At 57.1% G+C, this 24,114-nt stretch carries 18 protein-coding genes, 2 tRNA genes and 3 rRNA genes; 10 read left to right on the plus strand and 13 right to left on the minus strand.

Annotation, left to right across the window (positions count from 1 at the left end):
• Positions 1–17: 17 nt before the first annotated feature.
• Together tusA and rlmM are read right to left on the minus strand one after the other, a co-directional pair.
• Entirely contained in the window at positions 18–269 is a 252-nt protein-coding gene (gene tusA / locus LOY52_RS18000; protein ID WP_007961802.1) for a sulfurtransferase TusA, read from the minus strand.
• A gap of 166 nt (positions 270–435) precedes the next feature.
• Entirely contained in the window at positions 436–1,509 is a 1,074-nt protein-coding gene (rlmM, locus tag LOY52_RS18005; RefSeq protein ID WP_258675453.1) for a 23S rRNA (cytidine(2498)-2'-O)-methyltransferase RlmM, read from the minus strand.
• A 218-nt stretch (positions 1,510–1,727) separates the two neighbouring features.
• Between rlmM and acnA the strand changes: the two genes are divergently transcribed.
• Positions 1,728–4,469 carry an aconitate hydratase AcnA gene (gene acnA, locus LOY52_RS18010; protein ID WP_258675454.1) on the plus strand — a complete coding sequence of 914 codons (2,742 nt, stop codon included), beginning with the start codon at positions 1,728–1,730 and terminating at the stop codon, positions 4,467–4,469.
• Positions 4,470–4,810: 341 nt separating this feature from the next.
• Here acnA and LOY52_RS18015 read toward each other — a convergent pair whose 3' ends face one another.
• Positions 4,811–5,299, minus strand: a complete 489-nt coding sequence (locus tag LOY52_RS18015) for an SRPBCC family protein (RefSeq protein ID WP_258675455.1) — start codon at positions 5,297–5,299, stop codon at positions 4,811–4,813.
• 185 nt (positions 5,300–5,484) lie between these two features.
• Between LOY52_RS18015 and LOY52_RS18020 the strand changes: the two genes are divergently transcribed.
• The 5 genes from LOY52_RS18020 (at position 5,485) to LOY52_RS18040 (ending at position 8,662) form a co-directional block, all read left to right on the plus strand.
• Positions 5,485–6,405, plus strand: coding sequence for an ADP-ribosylglycohydrolase family protein (locus tag LOY52_RS18020; RefSeq protein WP_258675456.1), 921 nt, complete (start codon positions 5,485–5,487; stop codon positions 6,403–6,405).
• Between the two features lie 56 nt (positions 6,406–6,461).
• A complete protein-coding gene (locus tag LOY52_RS18025) occupies positions 6,462–6,866 on the plus strand; it encodes a lysozyme inhibitor LprI family protein (protein ID WP_258675457.1) in 405 nt (134 codons plus the stop codon).
• Between the two features lie 219 nt (positions 6,867–7,085).
• Positions 7,086–7,691, plus strand: a complete 606-nt coding sequence (locus LOY52_RS18030; protein ID WP_258675458.1) for a hypothetical protein — start codon at positions 7,086–7,088, stop codon at positions 7,689–7,691.
• A gap of 9 nt (positions 7,692–7,700) precedes the next feature.
• Positions 7,701–7,907 carry a helix-turn-helix transcriptional regulator gene (locus tag LOY52_RS18035; RefSeq protein ID WP_003226632.1) on the plus strand — a complete coding sequence of 69 codons (207 nt, stop codon included), beginning with the start codon at positions 7,701–7,703 and terminating at the stop codon, positions 7,905–7,907.
• 83 nt (positions 7,908–7,990) lie between these two features.
• A complete protein-coding gene (locus LOY52_RS18040) occupies positions 7,991–8,662 on the plus strand; it encodes a hypothetical protein (RefSeq protein WP_258675459.1) in 672 nt (223 codons plus the stop codon).
• 75 nt (positions 8,663–8,737) lie between these two features.
• Here the strand turns inward: LOY52_RS18040 and mrdA are convergent, their stop codons facing one another.
• From mrdA to LOY52_RS18070, 6 genes are all read right to left on the minus strand, one after another.
• Entirely contained in the window at positions 8,738–10,630 is a 1,893-nt protein-coding gene (gene mrdA / locus LOY52_RS18045; RefSeq protein WP_258675461.1) for a penicillin-binding protein 2, read from the minus strand.
• A 235-nt stretch (positions 10,631–10,865) separates the two neighbouring features.
• Positions 10,866–10,981, minus strand: a 5S ribosomal RNA gene (gene rrf / locus LOY52_RS18050).
• Positions 10,982–11,134: 153 nt separating this feature from the next.
• Positions 11,135–14,026 (minus strand): 23S ribosomal RNA (locus LOY52_RS18055).
• Between the two features lie 247 nt (positions 14,027–14,273).
• Positions 14,274–14,349: transfer RNA gene (locus LOY52_RS18060), tRNA-Ala, on the minus strand.
• Positions 14,350–14,378: 29 nt separating this feature from the next.
• Positions 14,379–14,455, minus strand: a tRNA-Ile gene (locus tag LOY52_RS18065).
• Between the two features lie 81 nt (positions 14,456–14,536).
• Positions 14,537–16,073, minus strand: a 16S ribosomal RNA gene (locus LOY52_RS18070).
• The 16S, 23S and 5S rRNA genes sit together here with 2 tRNA genes alongside, the layout of an rRNA operon.
• Positions 16,074–16,742: 669 nt before the next feature.
• Between LOY52_RS18070 and rhtA the strand changes: the two genes are divergently transcribed.
• The gene (gene rhtA / locus LOY52_RS18075) at positions 16,743–17,630 is read left to right on the plus strand and encodes a threonine/homoserine exporter RhtA (protein ID WP_258675464.1); all 888 of its coding nucleotides are present in this window, start codon (positions 16,743–16,745) and stop codon (positions 17,628–17,630) included.
• A 169-nt stretch (positions 17,631–17,799) separates the two neighbouring features.
• Positions 17,800–18,081: a hypothetical protein gene (locus LOY52_RS18080; RefSeq protein ID WP_007965435.1), complete on the plus strand. Its 282-nt coding sequence runs from the start codon at positions 17,800–17,802 to the stop codon at positions 18,079–18,081.
• A 1-nt stretch (position 18,082) separates the two neighbouring features.
• On the opposite strand, the gene LOY52_RS18085 is transcribed toward LOY52_RS18080, so the two are convergent.
• Entirely contained in the window at positions 18,083–18,661 is a 579-nt protein-coding gene (locus tag LOY52_RS18085) for a TetR/AcrR family transcriptional regulator (RefSeq protein WP_258675466.1), read from the minus strand.
• A gap of 92 nt (positions 18,662–18,753) precedes the next feature.
• On the opposite strand from LOY52_RS18085, the gene LOY52_RS18090 reads away from it, so the two are divergent.
• Positions 18,754–19,482, plus strand: coding sequence for an SDR family oxidoreductase (locus LOY52_RS18090; RefSeq protein ID WP_258675467.1), 729 nt, complete (start codon positions 18,754–18,756; stop codon positions 19,480–19,482).
• 40 nt (positions 19,483–19,522) lie between these two features.
• Complete coding sequence (locus tag LOY52_RS18095) at positions 19,523–20,119, plus strand: 2-hydroxychromene-2-carboxylate isomerase (protein WP_258675469.1); 597 nt, start codon at positions 19,523–19,525, stop codon at positions 20,117–20,119.
• A 47-nt stretch (positions 20,120–20,166) separates the two neighbouring features.
• On the opposite strand, the gene LOY52_RS18100 is transcribed toward LOY52_RS18095, so the two are convergent.
• The 3 genes from LOY52_RS18100 to LOY52_RS18110 all read right to left on the minus strand — a co-directional run bounded on the left by LOY52_RS18100 (position 20,167) and on the right by LOY52_RS18110 (position 24,018).
• Positions 20,167–21,975: an aminopeptidase P family protein gene (locus LOY52_RS18100; RefSeq protein ID WP_258675471.1), complete on the minus strand. Its 1,809-nt coding sequence runs from the start codon at positions 21,973–21,975 to the stop codon at positions 20,167–20,169.
• Positions 21,976–22,031: 56 nt separating this feature from the next.
• Complete coding sequence (locus LOY52_RS18105; RefSeq protein ID WP_258675472.1) at positions 22,032–23,198, minus strand: aminotransferase class V-fold PLP-dependent enzyme; 1,167 nt, start codon at positions 23,196–23,198, stop codon at positions 22,032–22,034.
• A 205-nt stretch (positions 23,199–23,403) separates the two neighbouring features.
• Positions 23,404–24,018 (minus strand): LysE family translocator, encoded by a 615-nt coding sequence (locus tag LOY52_RS18110; protein WP_003226640.1) that lies wholly within the window; start codon positions 24,016–24,018, stop codon positions 23,404–23,406.
• Between the last annotated feature and the right edge of the window lie 96 nt (positions 24,019–24,114).

The following is a 24,114-nucleotide window of genomic DNA, read 5'->3' on the forward strand; positions in this document are numbered from 1 at the left end:
CTTTTTTTTGCCCGAATTCAATTGGACTTCTTGCGGATCCAGTACAGATAAGTACCGGCCTCTTCGTGCTGCCCCACCAGTTCGTGGTCGAGAAACACGCAGAACTTGGGAATGTCGCGACGGGTCGAGGGATCGGTGGCGATCACCTTGAGCAGGCCGCCAGGCACCAGGTCGCGGATGTGCTGGTGCAGCATCATCACCGGCTCCGGGCAATTGAGGCCGGTGGCGTCGAGGGTGCCGTCGACCGGGGTATCGATCATTTCACTCATGATTCACTCCTGAAACTGGCCGGCATTGTCGCGCATTGCCGGGTGCTCAGTCATCTGTGGTGTTACGCCACACCCCTGTAGGAGCTGCCGCAGGCTGCGATCTTTTGACGTTGATTTAAGATCAAAAGATCGCAGCCTGCGGCAGCTCCTACAGGGATCTACGGTGTTAGCGGGATTTGGCTTTCTTGATGTCATGCCGACGCAGATGGCAGGTCACTTCCTCGCGGTCGTGATACAGCTGCTTGCAGCCAATATCGACCTTGATCCCACGCGCCTTGAAGCCATCGGCGATGCGTTCGAGCAAGCGCTTCACTTCGGCATAGCGCTGTTTCATCGGCAGTTTGAGGTTGACCACCGCCTCGCGGCAGTGGCCGTCGCCAATCCACTCTTCCAGCATCGCCGCATTACGTGCCGGCTTCTCGACGATGTCGCAGACCATCCAGTCCACCGGCTGCTTGGGCTTGAAGGTGAAACCGTCGGCCATCAAGTGTTGCACCAGCCCGGTGTCCATCAGACTTTCAGCCATCGGGCCGTTGTCGATCGCGGTCACCAGCATGCCGCGGTTGACCAGTTGCCAGGTCCAGCCGCCCGGTGCCGCGCCGAGGTCGACGCCGGTCATGTCGCTGTGCAGGCGCTCGTCCCACTGATCACGCGGGATGAAGTGGTGCCAGGCCTCCTCCAGTTTCAACGTCGAACGGCTGGGTGCCTCGCGCGGAAACTTCAAACGCGGAATGCCCATCGGCCACATCGCCGAGTTGCCGGCATCCGCCATGCCGAGGAACACTTCGCGACCACTTTTGAAGGTCAGCAACAGGCGCGGTTTGTTCGCGTCGTCCACCAGTTTGCCGGCGCCGGTCAGCGCCTTGCGCAGCGGGCCTTCGAATTTTTTGCAGAAGTTCGACAGCTCTTTGCCGTCGTTGGTGTCGACCACTTCCAGCCACAGGCTGCCGCAGACCGGGAAGTCCGCCATGTGCTCGAGGATCACGCTGATGCGGTCGGTTTCCGGCAGATTGATGAAAAAGCCCCGCGCCCATTGCCGCGGGAAAATCAGCTCAGCGAAGCGTTGGCCGCGCATCAGGCGCTCGGCGCCGTCTGCTTCGCTGCAGACAAACTCGGCGTACGCGGTGGCCGGTTTGGCCTTGGCGTAACCGGCGACGTTGAGTTGGGCGGCGAGGTCGGAAATCTCCGAACAGACTTCGCCTTCGAAGCCTGGCCGGCAATGCATGAATAGGGTGTTCATTCTTACTCCTGGGCAGAGGGCGGACATTCGGCCCCTGCTGCTCAAGCCTTGCGGTGAAGCAAAGCCTGTCACGAAAACCGGCGCATGATAGCCGATGTCGGAACCTTGGACTTGCTCATAGAGTCCAGTTATTAGCCAGCTACTGAAAACAGGGCTACGTTGATAGCTCTGCCCGTCCCCTCAATCCGTAGCCGTGCGGATTCAAAGGAGTGATCGTAATGCCGTCCCTCGATAGTCTGAAATCGCTTAAAACCTTAAAAGTCGACGACAAGACTTACCATTACTTCAGCTTGCCGGATGCCGCGAAGAGCCTGGGCAATATCGACCAATTGCCGATGTCGCTGAAAGTCCTGCTGGAAAACCTGCTGCGCTGGGAAGATGAAAAAACTGTCACCGGCGCCGACCTCAAGGCCATCGCTGCCTGGCTCAAGGAGCGTCACTCCGACCGGGAAATCCAGTACCGCCCTGCCCGCGTATTGATGCAAGACTTTACCGGTGTACCCGCCGTGGTCGACCTCGCCGCCATGCGCGCCGCCATGGCCAAGGCCGGCGGTGATCCGCAGCGAATCAACCCGCTGTCGCCAGTGGATCTGGTGATCGACCACTCCGTGATGGTCGACAAATTCGCCACCCCGAGCGCCTTCGAACAGAACGTCGACATAGAGATGCAGCGCAACGGCGAGCGTTATGCGTTCCTGCGCTGGGGTCAGAGCGCCTTCGACAACTTCAGCGTGGTGCCGCCGGGTACCGGGATCTGCCACCAGGTCAACCTCGAATACCTCGGGCGCACGGTATGGACCAAGGATGAGGACGGCCGCACCTACGCCTTCCCCGACACCCTGGTCGGCACCGACTCCCATACCACCATGATCAACGGCCTCGGCGTACTCGGCTGGGGCGTCGGCGGCATCGAGGCGGAAGCGGCGATGCTCGGCCAACCGGTGTCGATGCTGATTCCGGAAGTGATCGGTTTCAAACTCACTGGCAAACTCAAGGAAGGCATCACCGCCACTGACCTGGTGCTGACCGTCACGCAGATGCTGCGCAAGAAAGGTGTGGTCGGCAAATTCGTCGAATTCTACGGTGACGGTCTCGCCGATCTGCCACTGGCCGACCGCGCGACCATCGCCAACATGGCCCCGGAATATGGCGCGACCTGCGGCTTCTTCCCGGTCGATGACGTAACCCTCGAATACCTGCGCCTGTCCGGTCGCCCGGCCGAAGTGGTGAAACTGGTGGAGGCCTACTCCAAGGCCCAGGGCCTGTGGCGCCTGCCCGGTCAGGAACCGGTGTTCACCGACAGCCTGGCGCTGGACATGGGCAGCGTCGAAGCCAGCCTTGCTGGGCCAAAGCGCCCGCAGGATCGGGTTTCGTTGCCGAACGTGGCGCAGGCCTTCAGTGATTTCATGGACCTGCAATTCAAGCCCACCAGCAAGGAAGAAGGTCGTCTGGAAAGCGAGGGCGGCGGTGGCGTGGCCGTGGGTAACGCCGACCTGGTCGGCGAAACCGAGTACGAATACGAAGGCCATACCTATCGCCTGAAAAACGGTGCGGTGGTGATCGCCGCGATCACCTCCTGCACCAACACCTCCAACCCGAGCGTGATGATGGCGGCCGGTCTGCTGGCGAAGAAAGCCGTGGAGAAAGGCCTGACCCGCAAGCCATGGGTCAAGAGTTCGCTGGCGCCCGGCTCGAAAGTGGTCACCGACTACTACAAGGCTGCGGGCCTGACGCAGTACCTCGATCAACTGGGCTTTTCGCTGGTCGGTTATGGTTGCACCACTTGCATCGGCAACTCGGGGCCATTGCCGGAGCCGATCGAGAAAGCCATTCAGAAAGCTGACCTCACCGTGGCGTCGGTGCTCTCCGGCAACCGCAACTTCGAAGGCCGCGTGCATCCGCTGGTCAAGACTAACTGGCTGGCCTCGCCACCGCTTGTGGTCGCCTACGCCTTGGCCGGCAGCGTGCGCACCGACATCAGCACTGAACCGCTGGGTAACGACCAGCAAGGCAATCCGGTGTACCTGCGCGACATCTGGCCGAGCAGCAAGGAAATCGCCGAGGCGGTGAATCAAGTGAACACCGCGATGTTCCACAAGGAATACGCCGAAGTGTTTGCCGGCGACGAGCAATGGCAAGCGATCCAGGTGCCGCAAGCCGCCACCTATGTGTGGCAGGACGACTCGACCTACATCCAGCATCCACCGTTTTTCGACGACATTTCCGGCCCGTTGCCGGTGATCACCGACGTCAAGGGTGCGCGGGTTCTGGCGCTGTTGGGCGATTCAGTAACCACTGACCACATCTCCCCTGCCGGCAACATCAAGGCTGACAGTCCGGCCGGGCGCTATCTGCGCGAAAAAGGCGTGGAGCCGCGGGATTTCAACTCCTATGGCTCACGGCGTGGCAACCACGAAGTGATGATGCGCGGCACATTCGCCAACATCCGCATTCGTAACGAGATGCTCGGCGGCGAAGAAGGTGGCAACACCATCTACATCCCGAGCGGCGAGAAAATGCCGATTTACGATGCCGCCATGCTGTATCAGGCCTCGGGCACGCCGCTGGTGGTGATCGCCGGTCAGGAATACGGCACCGGCTCCAGCCGTGACTGGGCGGCCAAAGGCACCAACCTGTTGGGGGTCAAAGCGGTGATCGCTGAAAGCTTCGAGCGTATCCACCGTTCCAACCTGGTGGGCATGGGCGTATTGCCGCTGCAGTTCAAGCTCGATCAGAACCGCAAGAGCCTGAACCTCACCGGCAAGGAAACCCTGGATATTCAGGGCCTGACCGGTGTCGAGCTGACGCCGCGCATGAACCTGACGCTGGTGATCACCCGTGAAGACGGGCGCCAGGAGAAAATCGAGGTGCTGTGCCGCATCGACACATTGAATGAGGTGGAGTACTTCAAATCGGGCGGGATTCTGCATTACGTGTTGCGGCAACTGATCGCCTCCTGAAAAGGCGTGTCCCTGTAGGAGCTGCCGCAGGCTGCGATCTTTTGATTTTGGCTTTCAAAAGCAAGATCAAAAAATCGCAGCCTGCGGCAGCTCCTACAGGGTGAGGTACTTTTCTGCAGGCGAAAAAAAACCCGCCGAAGCGGGTTTTTCCCAAGACCATTATCGACTCCCTGTCGGCAGCGATCCTTGCTATGGTCGATCATCCGTGATCCTGAAACACTCCCTGTGTCTCAGTTGATGGGTGTAGATTACGCCGTGGATCCAATCGGCAATAGTCGCAAAAGCTACCACCGCGTGTAAGACATTCGCTATAGAAGCCCTTCCGAAAACCCTTAGTCGTATCAGCCACCTTCACTTTCCCGAGCCTTGGCGCTTTCGGCGAGAAACTGTTCAAGTCGGCTCAACTGTTCCTCCCAGCCACGGCTGTCCATGTAGTATGCCTCCTTCTGCCGCACGTCGGGAATGTGCGCGAAGCCGGACTCAGACACTTTGAGCAAAGTGCCGCCCTCGTAATCCTGCAGCTCGAACTTGACCAGCGTCGTCGGCTCCTGTGAATAGTCGATCTTCGGATTGACCGCGTACGGGTGCCAGCGAAACGAAAACAACTGCTGCGGCTCGACCCGCTCGACCAAAACGTTCCACAAAACATGTTCATAACCGGGATAGGTGACCTGCCCCTGCGTCCATTCCCCGGCAATGAACCGCCTGCCCTCCAGCGCCACACCAAACCACTGGCCAAACGCCTCGGCATCGACCAATGCGCGCCAGACATAAGAACGCGGCGCCTTCAGCGTGATTTTGCGTTCGAAACTATTGGGTACCGGTTTCATAAGTCACCTCCTGTTTTGAACAGTAGGCTTGTATGACCACATGTCCAACCTGAAGTTGTATCAAAGCCGTGCACCTGTGCAGCGAAGGGAAACATTCGGCGGCATTTCCGATCGTTGAATCGAGCGCCCTCATCCGATGAACCTGTTACCTTTTCCTGCGAAATGGACACAGACAAGGACGAAGCATGCAGCCATCTCTCTCCGAACGTTATCGCGGCGCTCTGCTCGGCCTTGCCTGTGGCGATGCCGTAGGCACAACGGTGGAGTTCAAGCCACGGGGTTCATTCCAGCCGCTGACGGACATGGTCGGTGGCGGTCCCTTCCACTTGAAGCCAGGGCAATGGACGGATGACACCTCGATGGCGCTGTGCCTGGCAGAAAGTCTTCTGAGCAAAAACACATTCGATGCTGCAGATCAGATGGGGCGCTATCTCAACTGGTGGAAATGGGGCTATCTCAGCTCCACAGGTGAGTGTTTCGATATCGGCATGACGGTTAGCCAGGCGCTGTCGCAGTATCAGCAAACCGGCCAGCCCTTCGCGGGGTCCACCGACCCGTTTACCGCCGGCAACGGCTCGCTGATGCGTCTGGCACCCGTGGTGCTGTTTTACTTCCCTGATGCCCGGCAGATCCGCCAGTTCGCCAGCGACAGTTCGCGGACAACCCACGCTGCTCCCGAGGTCATCGAATGCTGTCAGTTGTTTGCCGAGGTGATCAACAAAGCCTTGCTTGGCGCGTCCAAGTCAGAATTGCGCAAACTGTCAGACTCAACCTTCGTTCAAGCAAAAGTCGCAGCCATCGCCCGAGGTGATTACCTCACAAAGTCGGCGGACGAAATCCGTGGCAGCGGCTACAGCGTCGAGTCCCTGGAAGCGGCGCTGTGGTGTTTTCATCACACCGACAGTTTCGCCGCAGCGATTCTGCAAGCGGCCAACCTGGGCGATGACGCCGACACCACGGCCGCTATCGTGGGACAAGTGGCCGGCGCCTATTACGGCGTTCGGGCGATTCCTGCCCACTGGCTGGAAATGCTCCATGACGGCGAGGAGATTGCGGCCACCGCAGATCGCCTGCTCGAAGCTTCCCGGCTACGCGTGCCTGAATAGAAGCCACAGAGTCGCTAAACTGCACTGTATTTTCATCCGACACAGTGAGATTACCCATGTCCCCACGCCTGCTTCTGGCCCTGACACCCTTTCTGTTCACCCCCGTCGTACATGCGGCCGTCGACTGCGCCAATGCCAGCGATCAGGCCACCATGAACCAGTGTGCCGGACAGGAATTCAAGGCGGCGGACAAGGAACTGAACGCGGTGTATCAACAGATCACCGGTCGTTTGAAGGACAACCCTGACAGCAAGAAGCTGCTGGTGGGTGCGCAGCGAGCATGGATCGGGTTTCGCGATGCCGAGTGCAGGTTTTCCGCATCCGGGGTCGAAGGCGGGAGTGTTTATCCATTGATCTACAGCAATTGCCTGACCGGGGTGACCAAGGTGCGGGTCGAGGCGCTGAAGCAGTATTTGAAGTGTCAGGAGGGTGACATGAGTTGCCCGGTGCCCGGGGCCTGATTTTGTAGGGGTTTCGGTCCTGCCGATAGATTTGTTGATTTCACACTTGGAGCACCTTCGGCGCGCTCGCGTACGAGTCGACTCCCCGGAGCATTACAAATAATTGGTCGAAGCCGCGGCAGAAAAGGATGCCGCGGTAACCTAATCAAAATTAATTATTGTAATTAGATAATTTTTAATCGAAAATTCGCTACCAAATTGTAACAACCAGGAATTTTCATGAGTACTCACATCAACGGATTGGCGCCGCAGCGCATGCATTGGATCGGCCTGCTGGCAGCGTTTCTCGTCTGGGTTCTGGGTGTGACGGAGGTCGGCGGCAACGCGACGATCTGGTTCTTCAAAAAAGATGAAATGCTGGCGGGCCTGCTCTATGCCTTTGCAGAAGGCTCGCCGCAATTGCTTGACCCGTTTGTCGAAGGCGCGCTGCTTGATCCCGACACCTGGCTGTCGTCAATGGTCACTGCGCTGATCGTTTTTCTGGATTTCCTGCCCGTTGTCCTGTCGGCTTACGCGTTATGGCTGACCGGGTTGTTTTTCTTGCGCTTGTCACGCGGCGAAACCTGGACCGATCGCAATATCGGAGTCCTGTGGCGAGTGGGGGTGCTGTGCATCGTTTCTCCGGCGGCTTACCCGCTGGTAGAGACTTTGCAAGGTCTGGCTTTGTCGATCGATCTGCCGCCGGGGGATCGCATTTTTCAGTTCTCGATCGGCCTGTCTTCCTCTTCTGCCTACGAGATAATCAAAGGCGTATTGCTCTGTTCGTTTTCAATTATCATGCGCGATGCAAAAGTACTCAGCGATGAGCAAAGTCAATACATATAGAACAACATAATGACCATTATCGTCCGCCTTGACGTTGTCATGGCCACGCAAAAAATTCGCTCGAAAGAGTTAGCCGCCCTGCTCGGGATCACCGAGGCCAATCTGTCATTGCTGAAAAACGGCAAAGTCAAAGGCGTGAAGATGGCAACTCTGGACAAGCTCTGCGCTGCGCTCGATTGCCAACCGGGCGATCTGCTGGAATACCAGAAAGACTGAGACTTTCCTCTGACGGCGAGTTTTTTATCGCAAGTCCCAATCGTTTAACTCTTTTCAATCCTTAGTTTCAAGGCGGCTTTTTCATGTCCCGTTATTTGTTATGCGCGCTGTTATTGCTGACAGCATCACTCAGCGGCTGCACCACACAATTTGACGTAGCGCTCAATGCAATACCTGATCCGGACTATCAGTTCGACCGAAAGGCAACCGTGCTGGTGACCTCGACCAACAGCACCGATGAGAACGCACTGAATGCACGCTACTATCTTCGCGATATGGTCAACGCACTGAAAGACAGGGGCTTCCAGGAGGTCTATACCGACGCCAGCCTGCCTAAAAATCACGCACCGATCAGAATGACCATCAGTCTCGATATCGGCAGCCGGCAAGTGTCTTACCGCTACACCGCCACCGACTATGGGCAAGTGCCAACCAGCACTACGACCGTTTGCAAGAACACCAAGAAAAAAGATGACCGACTGACCTGCACCAGTAAGCCTAATACGACCTATGGCCCGGTGGGTACTTCAGAGCGAATCGGCTACACCACCCTGAGTACTTTCATTGCCACCGCCCGGGATGAGACGAGTAAACGCACGGTGTATCTGCTGCGGGCATCGTCTTATAACGAGGACTGTCAGGCCGCCAAGGTCGAAGCGTTTCTGGTAGAGCAAGGCCTGCAGAACCTGAATTTTCAGGACCGCCTGCAACGCAACTACAGCGTCACGATGCCCGAGGGTTACAGCTGCAAATAGTCAGTTGCCCAGATTTCTGTCTCGACAGCTTCACCGCGCAGCCGATGTGAGCCGGCGCTGTGAAGCTGATCCAGGTTACACGTGCGGATCACCCGGCGGCTTGGCGGGCGCCGCGTATTGCGGCTTGAGGTGGCCGTCCTGATCCAGTAGCCAGGCGTCCATGATCTGCCGCACCACAGGGCCGGCCACTCGGCCACCGGCCTCACCGTTTTCGATCATCACCGAGATGGCGATCTTCGGGTGCTCTGCCGGAGCGAAGCCGACAAACAAGGCATTGTCGCGATGCCTTTCCAGGGTTTTCTCACGGTTGTAGCGCTCACCCTGCTTGATAGCCACCACTTGCGCAGTACCGCTCTTACCGGCAATGCGGTACTGCGCACCGGCCGCTGCGGCGCGCGCGATACCCCGGGCGTCGTGCATCACCATCTGCATGCCGTGGTTGACCTGATCCCAGTCACGCGGGTTCTTCAGCAGGATGTTCGGCATCGGATGCTCGTCAACCGGCGCCACGCCATCGACCGTCTTCGCCAGGTGCGGACGGTTCCATACGCCCTTGTTGGCGATCAGTGCGGTGGCCTGAGCCAGTTGTAGCGGCGTAACCTGCATGTAGCCCTGCCCAATGCCGAGGATCACCGTTTCACCTGGGAACCAGGCCTGACGGCGCGTGGCGCGTTTCCAGGCTTGAGATGGCATCAAACCGGGCGACTCTTCGAACATGTCCAGCGAGACCTTTTCACCGAGGCCGAACATCGCCATGTAGTCGTGCAGGCGATCGATGCCGAGCTTGTGTGCCAGGTCGTAGAAGTAGGTGTCGTTGGAGCGCATGATTGCCGCGTCCATGTCCACCCAGCCATCGCCACTGTGGTTCCAGTTGCGGTACTTGTGATCGAAATCCGGGAGTTGGTAGTAGCCTGGGTCAAAGACGCGGGTCTGCGGCGTTACGACACCGGTGTCGAGGCCGGCAATCGCCACTTCTGGCTTGATGGTCGAGCCTGGCGCGTACAGGCCGCGCAGCACACGGTTGAACAGCGGCCGGTCGATGGAATCGCGTAGTGCCGAGTATTCCTTGGAACTGATGCCCGTGACGAACAGGTTCGGGTCGAAGCTCGGATTGCTGACCATGGCCAGCACTTCACCGGTGGACGGGTCGAGAGCCACCACCGAGCCACGACGGTCGCCCAGTGCGGCTTCGGCAGCCTCCTGCAGTTTGACGTCGAGACTTAGAACGATGTTTTTGCCAGGCACCGGATCGGTGTGCTTGAGCACCCGCAATACTCGGCCCTGGGCGTTGGTCTCAACTTCTTCATAGCCAACGTGACCGTGCAGTTGCGCTTCGTAGAAGCGTTCGATACCGGTTTTTCCGATGGACTGCGTGCCGCGGTACTCTACCGAATCGAGGGTCTTGGACTCTTTTTCATTGATCCGGCCAACGTAGCCGATCGAATGCGCGAAGTGCGGACCCAGCGGGTAATGACGGACAAACTGCGGCTCCACATCCAGGCCCGGCAAACGGAATTCGTTGACCGCTAATACGGCGATCTGCTCTTCGGTCAGCTCATAGAACAACGTCACCGGGGTAAATGGGTGACGGGACTGCTTCATGGCCTTATCGAAAACCGTGCGATCCTCGGCGGGCAGGTGCAGGAGATTGATAACCTCGTCCAACTCCTGATTTACGTCAGTAGCGCGTTCGCGGGTGATGACCAAGTTGTAACTGGGGCGGTTATCCGCGAGCAGCACGCCATTGCGGTCGTAGATCAGGCCTCTTGTCGGCGGGATCGGCAAGACGTGGACGCGGTTATTTTCAGAGATGGTCGAGTGGTAGTCGTATTCAACCACTTGCAGGATGTACAGGCGTACCACCAACGCGCAACTGATGGCGAAGACGAACAGAGCGCACGCGATCAACCGCTTGTTGACCAGGCGCGTCTCTTTTTCGTGATCCTTGATCGGGATGGGTTCAGGCATTTCTACAGCAACTCTTTGACATAAATTGAGTGCCGATCCGTGGGCATGACATCAGTCCGTTAAAAAACGAGCTGCACCATACCAAAAACCGAGTGGTCACTTCAGAAGGATTTTCCCCAATGGCAGTCCCGGCGACGGCTGGAACGCTGGTTCCGTAAAATCCGACGAGCGCAGCACTTTCCTGCGGGCAAAACAAAACCCCAACTGCTTTCGCAATTGGGGTTTCGGAATTTAATCTTGACGATGACCTACTCTCACATGGGGAAACCCCACACTACCATCGGCGATGCATCGTTTCACTTCTGAGTTCGGGATGGGATCAGGTGGTTCCAACGCTCTATGGTCGTCAAGAAATTCGGGTACTGACTCGTGACCTGTTGGCCTCGCTTCAGCAAATCGGGTATGTGATACAGGTGTTTGTGAGCATCGCGAACTTTCGGTTCATTGCGTCTTCACACACCGCAATCTGGTCTCTTTCGAGCATTCAGATTGCTTGGGTGTTATATGGTCAAGCCTCACGGGCAATTAGTATTGGTTAGCTCAACGCCTCACAGCGCTTACACACCCAACCTATCAACGTCGTAGTCTTCGACGGCCCTTCAGGGAACTCAAGGTTCCAGTGAGATCTCATCTTGAGGCAAGTTTCCCGCTTAGATGCTTTCAGCGGTTATCTTTCCCGAACATAGCTACCCGGCAATGCCACTGGCGTGACAACCGGAACACCAGAGGTTCGTCCACTCCGGTCCTCTCGTACTAGGAGCAGCCCCTCTCAAATCTCAAACGTCCACGGCAGATAGGGACCGAACTGTCTCACGACGTTCTAAACCCAGCTCGCGTACCACTTTAAATGGCGAACAGCCATACCCTTGGGACCGGCTTCAGCCCCAGGATGTGATGAGCCGACATCGAGGTGCCAAACACCGCCGTCGATATGAACTCTTGGGCGGTATCAGCCTGTTATCCCCGGAGTACCTTTTATCCGTTGAGCGATGGCCCTTCCATACAGAACCACCGGATCACTAAGACCTACTTTCGTACCTGCTCGACGTGTCTGTCTCGCAGTCAAGCGCGCTTTTGCCTTTATACTCTACGACCGATTTCCGACCGGTCTGAGCGCACCTTCGTACTCCTCCGTTACTCTTTAGGAGGAGACCGCCCCAGTCAAACTACCCACCATACACTGTCCTCGATCCGGATAACGGACCTGAGTTAGAACCTCAAAGTTGCCAGGGTGGTATTTCAAGGATGGCTCCACGCGAACTGGCGTCCACGCTTCAAAGCCTCCCACCTATCCTACACAAGCAAATTCAAAGTCCAGTGCAAAGCTATAGTAAAGGTTCACGGGGTCTTTCCGTCTAGCCGCGGATACACTGCATCTTCACAGCGATTTCAATTTCACTGAGTCTCGGGTGGAGACAGCGCCGCCATCGTTACGCCATTCGTGCAGGTCGGAACTTACCCGACAAGGAATTTCGCTACCTTAGGACCGTTATAGTTACGGCCGCCGTTTACCGGGGCTTCGATCAAGAGCTTCGCGTTAGCTAACCCCATCAATTAACCTTCCGGCACCGGGCAGGCGTCACACCCTATACGTCCACTTTCGTGTTTGCAGAGTGCTGTGTTTTTAATAAACAGTCGCAGCGGCCTGGTATCTTCGACCGGCATGAGCTTACGGAGCAAGTCCTTCACCCTCACCGGCGCACCTTCTCCCGAAGTTACGGTGCCATTTTGCCTAGTTCCTTCACCCGAGTTCTCTCAAGCGCCTTGGTATTCTCTACCCAACCACCTGTGTCGGTTTGGGGTACGGTTCCTGGTTACCTGAAGCTTAGAAGCTTTTCTTGGAAGCATGGCATCAACCACTTCGTCACCCAAAGGGTAACTCGTCATCAGCTCTCGGCCTTAAGATCCCGGATTTACCTAAGATCTCAGCCTACCACCTTAAACTTGGACAACCAACGCCAAGCTGGCCTAGCCTTCTCCGTCCCTCCATCGCAATAACCAGAAGTACAGGAATATTAACCTGTTTTCCATCGACTACGCTTTTCAGCCTCGCCTTAGGGACCGACTAACCCTGCGTCGATTAACGTTGCGCAGGAAACCTTGGTCTTTCGGCGTGGGTGTTTTTCACACCCATTGTCGTTACTCATGTCAGCATTCGCACTTCTGATACCTCCAGCAAGCTTCTCAACTCACCTTCACAGGCTTACAGAACGCTCCTCTACCGCATCACTTGCGTGATACCCGTAGCTTCGGTGTATGGTTTGAGCCCCGTTACATCTTCCGCGCAGGCCGACTCGACTAGTGAGCTATTACGCTTTCTTTAAAGGGTGGCTGCTTCTAAGCCAACCTCCTAGCTGTCTAAGCCTTCCCACATCGTTTCCCACTTAACCATAACTTTGGGACCTTAGCTGACGGTCTGGGTTGTTTCCCTTTTCACGACGGACGTTAGCACCCGCCGTGTGTCTCCCATGCTCGGCACTTGTAGGTATTCGGAGTTTGCATCGGTTTGGTAAGTCGGGATGACCCCCTAGCCGAAACAGTGCTCTACCCCCTACAGTGATACATGAGGCGCTACCTAAATAGCTTTCGAGGAGAACCAGCTATCTCCGAGCTTGATTAGCCTTTCACTCCGATCCACAGGTCATCCGCTAACTTTTCAACGGTAGTCGGTTCGGTCCTCCAGTCAGTGTTACCTAACCTTCAACCTGCCCATGGATAGATCGCCCGGTTTCGGGTCTATTCCCAGCGACTAGACGCCCTATTAAGACTCGCTTTCGCTACGCCTCCCCTATTCGGTTAAGCTCGCCACTGAAAATAAGTCGCTGACCCATTATACAAAAGGTACGCAGTCACCCAACAAAGTGGGCTCCCACTGCTTGTACGCATACGGTTTCAGGATCTATTTCACTCCCCTCTCCGGGGTTCTTTTCGCCTTTCCCTCACGGTACTAGTTCACTATCGGTCAGTCAGTAGTATTTAGCCTTGGAGGATGGTCCCCCCATATTCAGACAAAGTTTCTCGTGCTCCGTCCTACTCGATTTCATGACTAAGAGACTTTCGCGTACAGGGCTATCACCCACTATGGCCGCACTTTCCAGAGCGTTCCGCTAATCTCAAAGCCACTTAAGGGCTAGTCCCCGTTCGCTCGCCACTACTAAGGGAATCTCGGTTGATTTCTTTTCCTCAGGGTACTTAGATGTTTCAGTTCCCCTGGTTCGCCTCTTGCACCTATGTATTCAGTACAAGATAACCATCTTATGATGGCTGGGTTCCCCCATTCAGACATCTCCGGATCAAAGTCTGTTTGCCGACTCCCCGAAGCTTTTCGCAGGCTACCACGTCTTTCATCGCCTCTGACTGCCAAGGCATCCACCGTATGCGCTTCTTCACTTGACCATATAACCCCAAGCAATCTGGTTATACTGTGAAGACGACATTCGCCGAAAATTCGCAAAACTCTTAAGAGTCACTCACAAATTTTACCTTAGCCTGATCCGTTACCAGTGAAAGTAACGTTCAGTCTATCTTTCTATCACATACCCAAATTTTTAAAGAACGATCTAATCAAAAGACTAGAAATCAGCATTCACCATCACAGCGATGGAATGCTCATTTCTAAGCTTTCAAACTTCAGAAGCAGTGGTGGTGGAGCCAAGCGGGATCGAACCGCTGACCTCCTGCGTGCAAGGCAGGCGCTCTCCCAGCTGAGCTATGGCCCCGTATCTCTACAGGTTTCCCACACAAAAATTGGTGGGTCTGGGCAGATTCGAACTGCCGACCTCACCCTTATCAGGGGTGCGCTCTAACCAACTGAGCTACAGACCCAATTTCGGGCTGCTTCTATCGTCTTCTTCAATGAATCAAGCAATTCGTGTGGGAACTTATGGAGCAGCTGATGTCGTCGATTAAGGAGGTGATCCAGCCGCAGGTTCCCCTACGGCTACCTTGTTACGACTTCACCCCAGTCATGAATCACACCGTGGTAACCGTCCTCCCGAAGGTTAGACTAGCTACTTCTGGTGCAACCCACTCCCATGGTGTGACGGGCGGTGTGTACAAGGCCCGGGAACGTATTCACCGCGACATTCTGATTCGCGATTACTAGCGATTCCGACTTCACGCAGTCGAGTTGCAGACTGCGATCCGGACTACGATCGGTTTTGTGGGATTAGCTCCACCTCGCGGCTTGGCAACCCTCTGTACCGACCATTGTAGCACGTGTGTAGCCCAGGCCGTAAGGGCCATGATGACTTGACGTCATCCCCACCTTCCTCCGGTTTGTCACCGGCAGTCTCCTTAGAGTGCCCACCATTACGTGCTGGTAACTAAGGACAAGGGTTGCGCTCGTTACGGGACTTAACCCAACATCTCACGACACGAGCTGACGACAGCCATGCAGCACCTGTCTCAATGTTCCCGAAGGCACCAATCCATCTCTGGAAAGTTCATTGGATGTCAAGGCCTGGTAAGGTTCTTCGCGTTGCTTCGAATTAAACCACATGCTCCACCGCTTGTGCGGGCCCCCGTCAATTCATTTGAGTTTTAACCTTGCGGCCGTACTCCCCAGGCGGTCAACTTAATGCGTTAGCTGCGCCACTAAGAGCTCAAGGCTCCCAACGGCTAGTTGACATCGTTTACGGCGTGGACTACCAGGGTATCTAATCCTGTTTGCTCCCCACGCTTTCGCACCTCAGTGTCAGTATCAGTCCAGGTGGTCGCCTTCGCCACTGGTGTTCCTTCCTATATCTACGCATTTCACCGCTACACAGGAAATTCCACCACCCTCTACCATACTCTAGCTTGCCAGTTTTGGATGCAGTTCCCAGGTTGAGCCCGGGGATTTCACATCCAACTTAACAAACCACCTACGCGCGCTTTACGCCCAGTAATTCCGATTAACGCTTGCACCCTCTGTATTACCGCGGCTGCTGGCACAGAGTTAGCCGGTGCTTATTCTGTCGGTAACGTCAAAATTGCAGAGTATTAATCTACAACCCTTCCTCCCAACTTAAAGTGCTTTACAATCCGAAGACCTTCTTCACACACGCGGCATGGCTGGATCAGGCTTTCGCCCATTGTCCAATATTCCCCACTGCTGCCTCCCGTAGGAGTCTGGACCGTGTCTCAGTTCCAGTGTGACTGATCATCCTCTCAGACCAGTTACGGATCGTCGCCTTGGTGAGCCATTACCTCACCAACTAGCTAATCCGACCTAGGCTCATCTGATAGCGCAAGGCCCGAAGGTCCCCTGCTTTCTCCCGTAGGACGTATGCGGTATTAGCGTTCCTTTCGAAACGTTGTCCCCCACTACCAGGCAGATTCCTAGGCATTACTCACCCGTCCGCCGCTGAATCCAGGAGCAAGCTCCCTTCATCCGCTCGACTTGCATGTGTTAGGCCTGCCGCCAGCGTTCAATCTGAGCCATGATCAAACTCTTCAGTTCAAACATCTTTGGGTTTTTAAGAAACCCTAAACTTGGCTCAGCAATCGTTGGTTACATCTTTGATTTCTCGCGGAGTAACTTGTGATGCTGATAATCTTGTTGACTATCAGTCTGACTCCACAAGCACCCACACGAATTGCTTGATTCAGTTGTTAAAGAGCGGTTGGTTAAGATCTTTCGTCTCAACCGAGGCGCGCATTCTACAGCAGCCTCATTTGCTGTCAAGTGATTATTTTCAGAAGTTTTCGAAGAATTCTTCAACAACTTCAACCACTTGCGCTTCCGATCTCTCGTTAGCGGGAGGCGAATTCTACAGCGTTACACGCTGCTGTCAACACCTCTTTTTCTCCGCTTCGACCGAGAAGATCGAACCGTCAAAAGAGCCAAACATCACCACTCCTTCAACTCCTTCCAGACCTCGATGAACTGAAGCAAGCCGCTGTCGAAAACTGCGTAACCCATTGAATCTCAAGGAGTTTTCCGTTTCGACTGCGCCGGAAGTGGGGCGAATTATAGACCTCCTGAATCTGCCGTCAACCGTTAATTTCAGTTTTCTATCAATGCACCGAAAAAGCCTGCTTCTATATAGACGCAACTGCAGCGAATGCGCAGTATATTGCCCAACACCTAAAACAATACCCCGCTCTCTCCTTCGGATGATGCCTCGCAATGACAGACCAACCTCGCTCTCTGGCCTCAACGCTGTTCCCGGTTGGCCTCTTGTTAATAGCCATGGCATCCATCCAGTCTGGTGCCTCTCTGGCCAAGAGCATGTTCCCGGTGGTTGGCGCTCAAGGGACGACCACTCTGCGCCTGGTCTTCGCCAGCGTAATCATGCTGTTGTTATTGCGCCCGTGGCGCGCAAGGCTGACCGCTCAGTCCCTGCGCACGGTGATCGTTTACGGAATGGCGCTGGGCGGGATGAACTTCCTTTTCTATATGTCATTGCGCACTGTGCCGCTTGGCATTGCAGTTGCGCTGGAATTCACAGGCCCGCTGGCAGTTGCCATTTACGCCTCCCGCCGCGCTATCGACTTTCTCTGGATTGCTCTGGCGGCAGTTGGCCTGCTCCTGTTGATCCCCACCGGAGCGACCTCCACGGGAATTGATCTGGTCGGTGCCGGTTATGCCTTGGGTGCCGGCGTGTGCTGGGCGTTGTACATTCTGTTCGGCCAAAAGGCCGGTGCCGACAACGGCGTAACGACTGCGGCTCTGGGCGTGATGATTGCCGCACTGTTTGTCGCCCCGATCGGCATCGTGCATGCCGGCGCGGCATTACTCACCCCGTCGTTGATCCCGGTCGCCATCGGCGTTGCCATCCTCTCAACCGCTTTACCCTACACGCTGGAGATGGTCGCCCTCACCCGCATACCAGCCCGCACCTTTGGGACGTTGATGAGCATCGAACCGGCCTTTGGCGCGTTGTCCGGGCTGCTGTTCCTGCAGGAATACCTCACGCTGTCACAATGGATGGCGATCCTGTGCATTATTCTGGCCTCCGTCGGGGCAACCATGACCATGGGCAGTAGCGCGAAACCCGTTGTAGCGGCAGATTGAAACAGGATTTGACGAAGGTCTGGCAATTGGCGTTCATTTAGGCCATGTTTAGGCCCCTTAACTCAGTGCCAGGCATGGATTTTTTCGGACAGGGATATCGAACCGCTTAAAGCGCAGGCGAATACAGGCAGACCCGAGCGCCAGACTCGCGGCTACCATAAGGACGTTAATGAAACGAATTTTGATACTGATCGCTGTATTGGCAGTAGCGGGGTGCGCAGCCACCTCCAAGACCCAAGTGAAGCACGGTAAAAAAGGGCTGCACATCAACTGTTCCGGGCTGTCGTCCTCTTGGGACAAGTGCTACACCAGTGCCGCCAATGCTTGCGCCCCAAAGGGCTACAAAGTCATCGCCAAATCAGGGGACGCCGTGGAAGAGCCCGGCGACTATCCGTTCGGCCTCAATCCGGCTGGCTACACAAGCCGTAGCATGATCGTCATCTGCAAATGAATCATGCTGGCTGCTCGCCTTGTCGAGCAGCCAGTTGACGCCCGATTTCCTCATGACTGGACTTCAATACGGTCCGTTGAATGTCCGGCGTCACCAGCATCCGCGCTACCACCAACGCTCCGACGCATTGCGACAGAATCGCCCACGCCAGGCTGTCGCTTTCCAGAATCTGTGCCCAACTTGCTTGCAGCCGACAAATCCACAGTTCTGCCTGCTCGCGAACCTGGTCGTCTGAACGGGCAATTTCCGCCCCCAGTGTCGGCAAGGCACAGCCCGATTCAGGTTGCTCCACATGAGCCATGCTCAGGTACTGCTTGAGACAGCGTTCCAGCCGCTCACGGTCCTGCCCTCCCTGCCCTCCCAGTCGCTCAAGGCTCTGACACAGTTCGCGCTCGACGATCGCCGTGAACAGCTCGTTTTTCGACGAGAAATGGCTATAGAACGCCGCGCCACTCAGGCCGATAGCCTTCATCAAGCCATCAACACCGACTGTGGAAAAGCCTGAACGCTTGGCTGACAACGCGCTGCTGTTCAGCAATTTTTCTCGGGTTTCCAGCTTGTGACCGGCGGAATACCGCATGTGATTGCCCTCTTGATCGACCGCCTTGACGTTGTCCGGATCCTAGCATAACGTTCGTTCACTTAACGATCGTTTACTAAAGGGATAGCCCGATGAATAACAAGAAGGTCGTGTTGGTGGTGGGTGCTGGCGATGCCACCGGCGGAGCGATTGCCAAGCGCTTTGCCAGAGAAGGTTTTATCGCTTGCGTCACCCGGCGCAGTGCCGACAAATTACAGCCGCTGGTCGAGGCGATTCAGGCCGAGGGTGGCGAAGCTCACGGCTTTGCCTGCGATGCGCGCAAGGAAGAAGACGTCATTGCGCTGATTGAAGAGATTGAAACCCGCCTCGGCCCGATCGAGGCGTTTGTCTTCAACATCGGCGCCAACGTGCCTTGCAGCATTCTCGAAGAAACTGCGCGCAAGTATTTCAAGATCTGGGAAATGGCCTGTTTCTCGGGCTTTCTCAATGCCCGCGAAGTGGCCAAGCGCATGGTCACCCGCAAACGCGGCACCATTCTGTTCACAGGCGCCACCGCCGGACTGCGCGGTGCTTCCGGATTTGCCGCGTTTGCCGGCGCCAAACACGGCATCCGTGCACTGGCACAAAGCATGGCGCGCGAGTTGGGCCCGATGAATATCCACGTCGCCCATATAGTGGTCGATGGCGCGATCGATACCGACTTCATCCGCAACAGTTTCCCCGAGAAGTACGCGACCAAGGATCAGGACGGTATTCTCAATCCCGAACACATCGCCGAAAACTATTGGTATCTGCACAGCCAGCCACGGGACGCCTGGACCTTCGAGCTGGATCTGCGGCCGTGGAACGAACGCTGGTAAGCCCCGCCTCCTCCATAACAATAATCAGAGAGCAGCGAAGATGACGAAAACCGTGGAGTTCTATTTCGACCTTGGCAGCCCCGCCACCTATCTGGCCTACACCCAGCTGCCGAAGATCTGCGCCGACACCGGCAGCCAGCTGATCTACATCCCGATGCTGCTGGGCGGCGTGTTCAAGGCGACCGGCAACGCATCGCCGGCGATGATTCCGGCGAAGGGCCGCTACATGTTTCAGGATCTGGATCGCTACGCCAAACGTTATGGCGTGCCGCTGAAATTCAATCCGCATTTCCCGATCAACACGCTGATGCTGATGCGCGCGGTCACCGGCATCCAACTGCGCCAGCCGGAACGCTTTCACGCATTTATCGATTGCCTGTTCAAGGCATTGTGGGTGGAGGGACGCCCTCTCGATGAGCCGGCAACTGTCGCTGCGGTATTGAGCGAACACGGATTCGACCCCAATGAAGTCCTGGCCCTGACCAACGACGAGACAGTCAAGGCAGCCCTCAAGGACAACACCGAGACAGCCATTAAACGCGGTGTATTTGGCGCGCCGAGCATGTTTATCGGCAACCAGATGTTCTTTGGACAGGACCGCCTCGACTTCGTCGAAGAAACCCTGCGCCAGGCTTAGAAAAAACAAAACCCGGACGCTGCCAGCAGCGTCCGGGTTTCAGCCATTCAGATCGCCACTGTGCGCGTGTTCAACCACTCCAGCGCGGCCCCATCGAGCAACGGACTCAGACGCTCTCGCACTTCAGCGTGATAGGCGTTGAACCACTGCTTCTCTTCCTGCGTCAGCAAGGACGACTCCAGGCAGCGTGTGTCGATCGGGCACAGGGTCAAGGTTTCAAACTTGAGGAACTCACCGAACTCGCTGCTCCCCGCCTCGCGATTCATTGCCAGGTTCTCGATGCGCACGCCCCAGCGACCCGGACGATAGGTGCCCGGCTCGATGGACGTGATCATCCCCGGTTGCATCGCCGTTTGCGGAGCCGCTGCGGCCTGATAGGCGATCACCTGCGGGCCTTCGTGCACGTTGAGGAAATAGCCGACCCCATGACCGGTGCCGTGACCGTAATCCACGTTTTCAGCCCAGATCGGGGCGCGGGCGATGGCATCGAGCAACGGCGACAGAATGCCTTTCGGGAAATGCGCCCGCGACAGCGCGATCACGCCTTTGAGTACGCGAGTGCAATCACGCTTCTGCTCAGCCGTCGGCGTACCGACCGGCACCATTCGAGTGATGTCGGTGGTGCCGCCCAGGTACTGGCCACCCGAGTCGATCAGCAGCAAGCCGTCACCCTCGATCACCGCGTGTTCTTCTTCGGTGGCGTGATAGTGCGGCATCGCGCCGTTGGCGTTAAACGCAGCAATCGTGTTGAAACTCAGCGACACATAATCCGGACGACGCTCCCGGGCAGCGGTGAGCTTTTCGTCGATGGTCAGTTCGGTGATGCGTTCACGGCCCCAGGCCGATTCCAGCCAGGCGAAGAATTCGCACAAGGCCGCACCATCCTGCTCCATGGCCTTGCGAATGTGCTGTGCATCGGCCTCGCTCTTCTGCGATTTGGCGAGAGTGGTCGGGTTCAGCCCTTCAACCAGTTTCACCGCGCTGTCGAGATTATCCAGCAAACCGCTGGTCACCCGCGCCGGATCCACCAACAGGCTGGCGCCGCCTGGCACGGCGCGTAGGGCGTCAGCGACTTCGCGGTAATCGCGCAGAGTCACGCCGTCCCGCTCCAGCACCGCGCGCAACTCGGCATCGACTTTGCTCAAGGCCACAAACAGCGTGGCTTGTTGTTGATTGATCAACGCAAAAGAAACAAACACCGGGTTGAACGACACGTCGCCGCCGCGCAGGTTGAACAGCCAGGCGATGTCATCGAGGGTGGCGATGAAATGCCAGTCGGCGCCACGCTCCTGCAGGGTCTCGCGCAGTTTGGCGAGTTTTTCAACGCGGCTGATGGTCGCTTGCGGTGGCAGATGCTGATAGATCGGCGCGCTCGGCAGGCTCGGGCGATCAGCCCAGACTTCCTTCAGCAAGTCGATGTCAGAGCGCAGACGCGCGCCACGCGCTTCAAGCTTGCCGCTCAGGGTCCGCGCCGAAGCCACGGCCATCACCGCACCATCAACCGCCACCACACCACTTTCCGGTGTCTGCTCGGCCAGCCAGTCCAACGGACTCGGCTGACCCGGTTGCAGCTTGACCAGCTCTATGCCGCTGCCCTTGAGTTCCTTGGTCGCCTGTTCCCAGTAACGACTGTCGGCCCAGACCCCGGCGAAATCAGCGGTGACAATCAAAGTACCGACCGAACCGTGAAAGCCCGATAACCATTGCCGCCCCTGCCAGTAACCCGGCAGGTATTCCGACAGGTGCGGGTCGGCCGATGGCACCAGCAACGCATGAATGCCTTCGCGGCGCATCAGTTCACGGGTGTGCGCCAGGCGCTGGGGAACCGTTCCTTCGGTCAAAGTCTGGGTACTCATCATGTCTCCTGCCAATCACTTCATCGTTATTGTTCGTAGCCGTGAAAATCGGCTGGTTAAAGCCCTGTCGCCCAGAATGCCGGGACACTGGCGCAGGCGCCTTTGATCAGTGCTGCCGCCTGATCGACATCATCGGCGGTGGTGAAACGGCCGAGGCTCAGGCGAATGGTGCGACCGGCCAGCCGGGCGTCGTGCCCCAGCGCCAGCAACACGTGAGAAGGCGTGTTGCTCGCCGAGTTGCAGGCCGAGGTCGCGGAAAACGCGATCGAATGGCTCAACGCCGCACTGTTGAACTCACCTTCGCTGAACGTCAGGCTCAGGGTATGCGGGATGCGCTGGCTGACGCTGCCATTGAGGCGCACGCCCGGCAGGCTCAGCAACGGTTCAAGCAACCGCTCACGCAGCGCCACGATGGACTTTTTCTCGGCATCGAATTCGGCTGCGGCCAAGGCGAACGCCGCGCCCATGCCGGCGATCTGATGCGTCGCCAGGGTCCCGGAGCGCAGGCCGCCTTCGTGGCCGCCGCCATGAATCTGCGCCTGCAAACGCTGCTGCGCGCGGGGGCCGACATACAGCGCGCCGATGCCTTTGGGGCCGTAGAGCTTGTGCGCCGAAAACGACATCAAGTCCACCGGCCACTGCTGCAGATCGATCGCCACTTTGCCGGCGCCCTGCGCAGCATCGACATGGAACAACGCGCCACGGCCGCGCGCGACTTCACCGATGGCCGGGATATCGTTGAGGGTGCCGAGTTCGTTGTTGACCAGCATCAGCGACACCAGAAAGGTGTCGTCGCGCATGGCTTCGCTGACCGCCTGCGGGGTGATCAGGCCTTCGGCGTCCGGCACCAGATAGGTCACCGCGACGCCGGCGTCCTGCAATTGCCGGGCAGTATCGAGAATGGCTTTGTGTTCGATCTGGCTGGTAATGATGTGGCCGCCGGCAACGCCGCGGGCCTGGGCCACGCCCTTGAGGGCGAGGTTGTTGGATTCGGTGGCGCCGGAGGTCCAGACGATCTGCCCGGACTCGGCGCCCACCAGTTCGGCGACTTGCCGACGGGCGTGCTCGACCGTGTGCCGGGCCTGCTGGCCGAAGGCATGGGAGCTGGACGCCGGGTTGCCGAAGTTACCGTGAAACCCCAGACAATCGATCATCACCTGGATGACCCGCTCGTCCACCGGGGTGGTGGCGGCGTAATCGAAATACAACGGACGTTTATTCATAAAAGACTCGCAGAGCGTGTTCCGGGATCAGGAGGCTCGTGTCTGCAAACGGCACAGCGCAGCCTTGTGAGCTGCGCCTGGGTTCGAGACCGTCATCATTACCTGATCGGATGCCGTTAAAGAAGAACAACTTCATTTAAAAGTGCGTAGGAACGCTCCTGAAGTCGAGCTTAACAGGCATCGGGCCGGCGGTTGAAGCAATGCGTCAGTGAAAGCTTTCGAGAAGTAGCGGGTACAGCGAAATCACCAACAGCGCCGCCATGCCCCAGTTGAACACGCGCAACCAGCGCGGGTCCTTCAGCACATTGCGCAGCAGCGTGCCGCACGCCGCCCAGACGCCGACGCTGGGCAGGTTGATGATGGCGAACACGGCAGCGATCACCACGACGTTGGTGAAATAACCCTGCATCGGCGTGTAGGTGCTGATGGCACCGATGGCCATGATCCAGGCCTTGGGATTGACCCACTGAAACGCGGCGGCACCGAGATAACTGATCGGCTTGGCCTCCCCTTCGACGCCTTCGCCGACCGGGCCCGAGTGGGCGATTTTCCACGCCAGATACAACAGATATGCGGCGCCGAGATAGCGCAGCACCGTGTAGAGAATCGGGTAAGTCTGGAACACCGCGCCCAGGCCAAAGCCCACGGCGACCACCAAGACGAAGAAACCGCAGGTGATGCCGAGCATGTGAGGAATGGTGCGGTTGAAGCCGAAGTTCACGCCCGATGCCAGCAACATGGTGTTGTTCGGCCCCGGTGTAATCGAGGTGACAAGGGCAAACAGGGCAAAGCCCAACAGCAGGTCAAGCGAGAGGGTCATGGGAGCAATCCGTCAGGGGTCATTCAGGTATTGACCCTATCGCACGGCGGCCGGCGAACCCACGGACAGTTACGCGAAAATTCGAGCAGTACAGTT

This window comes from Pseudomonas sp. B21-051, from assembly GCF_024748795.1.
GTDB classification, from domain to species: domain Bacteria; phylum Pseudomonadota; class Gammaproteobacteria; order Pseudomonadales; family Pseudomonadaceae; genus Aquipseudomonas; species Aquipseudomonas putida_A.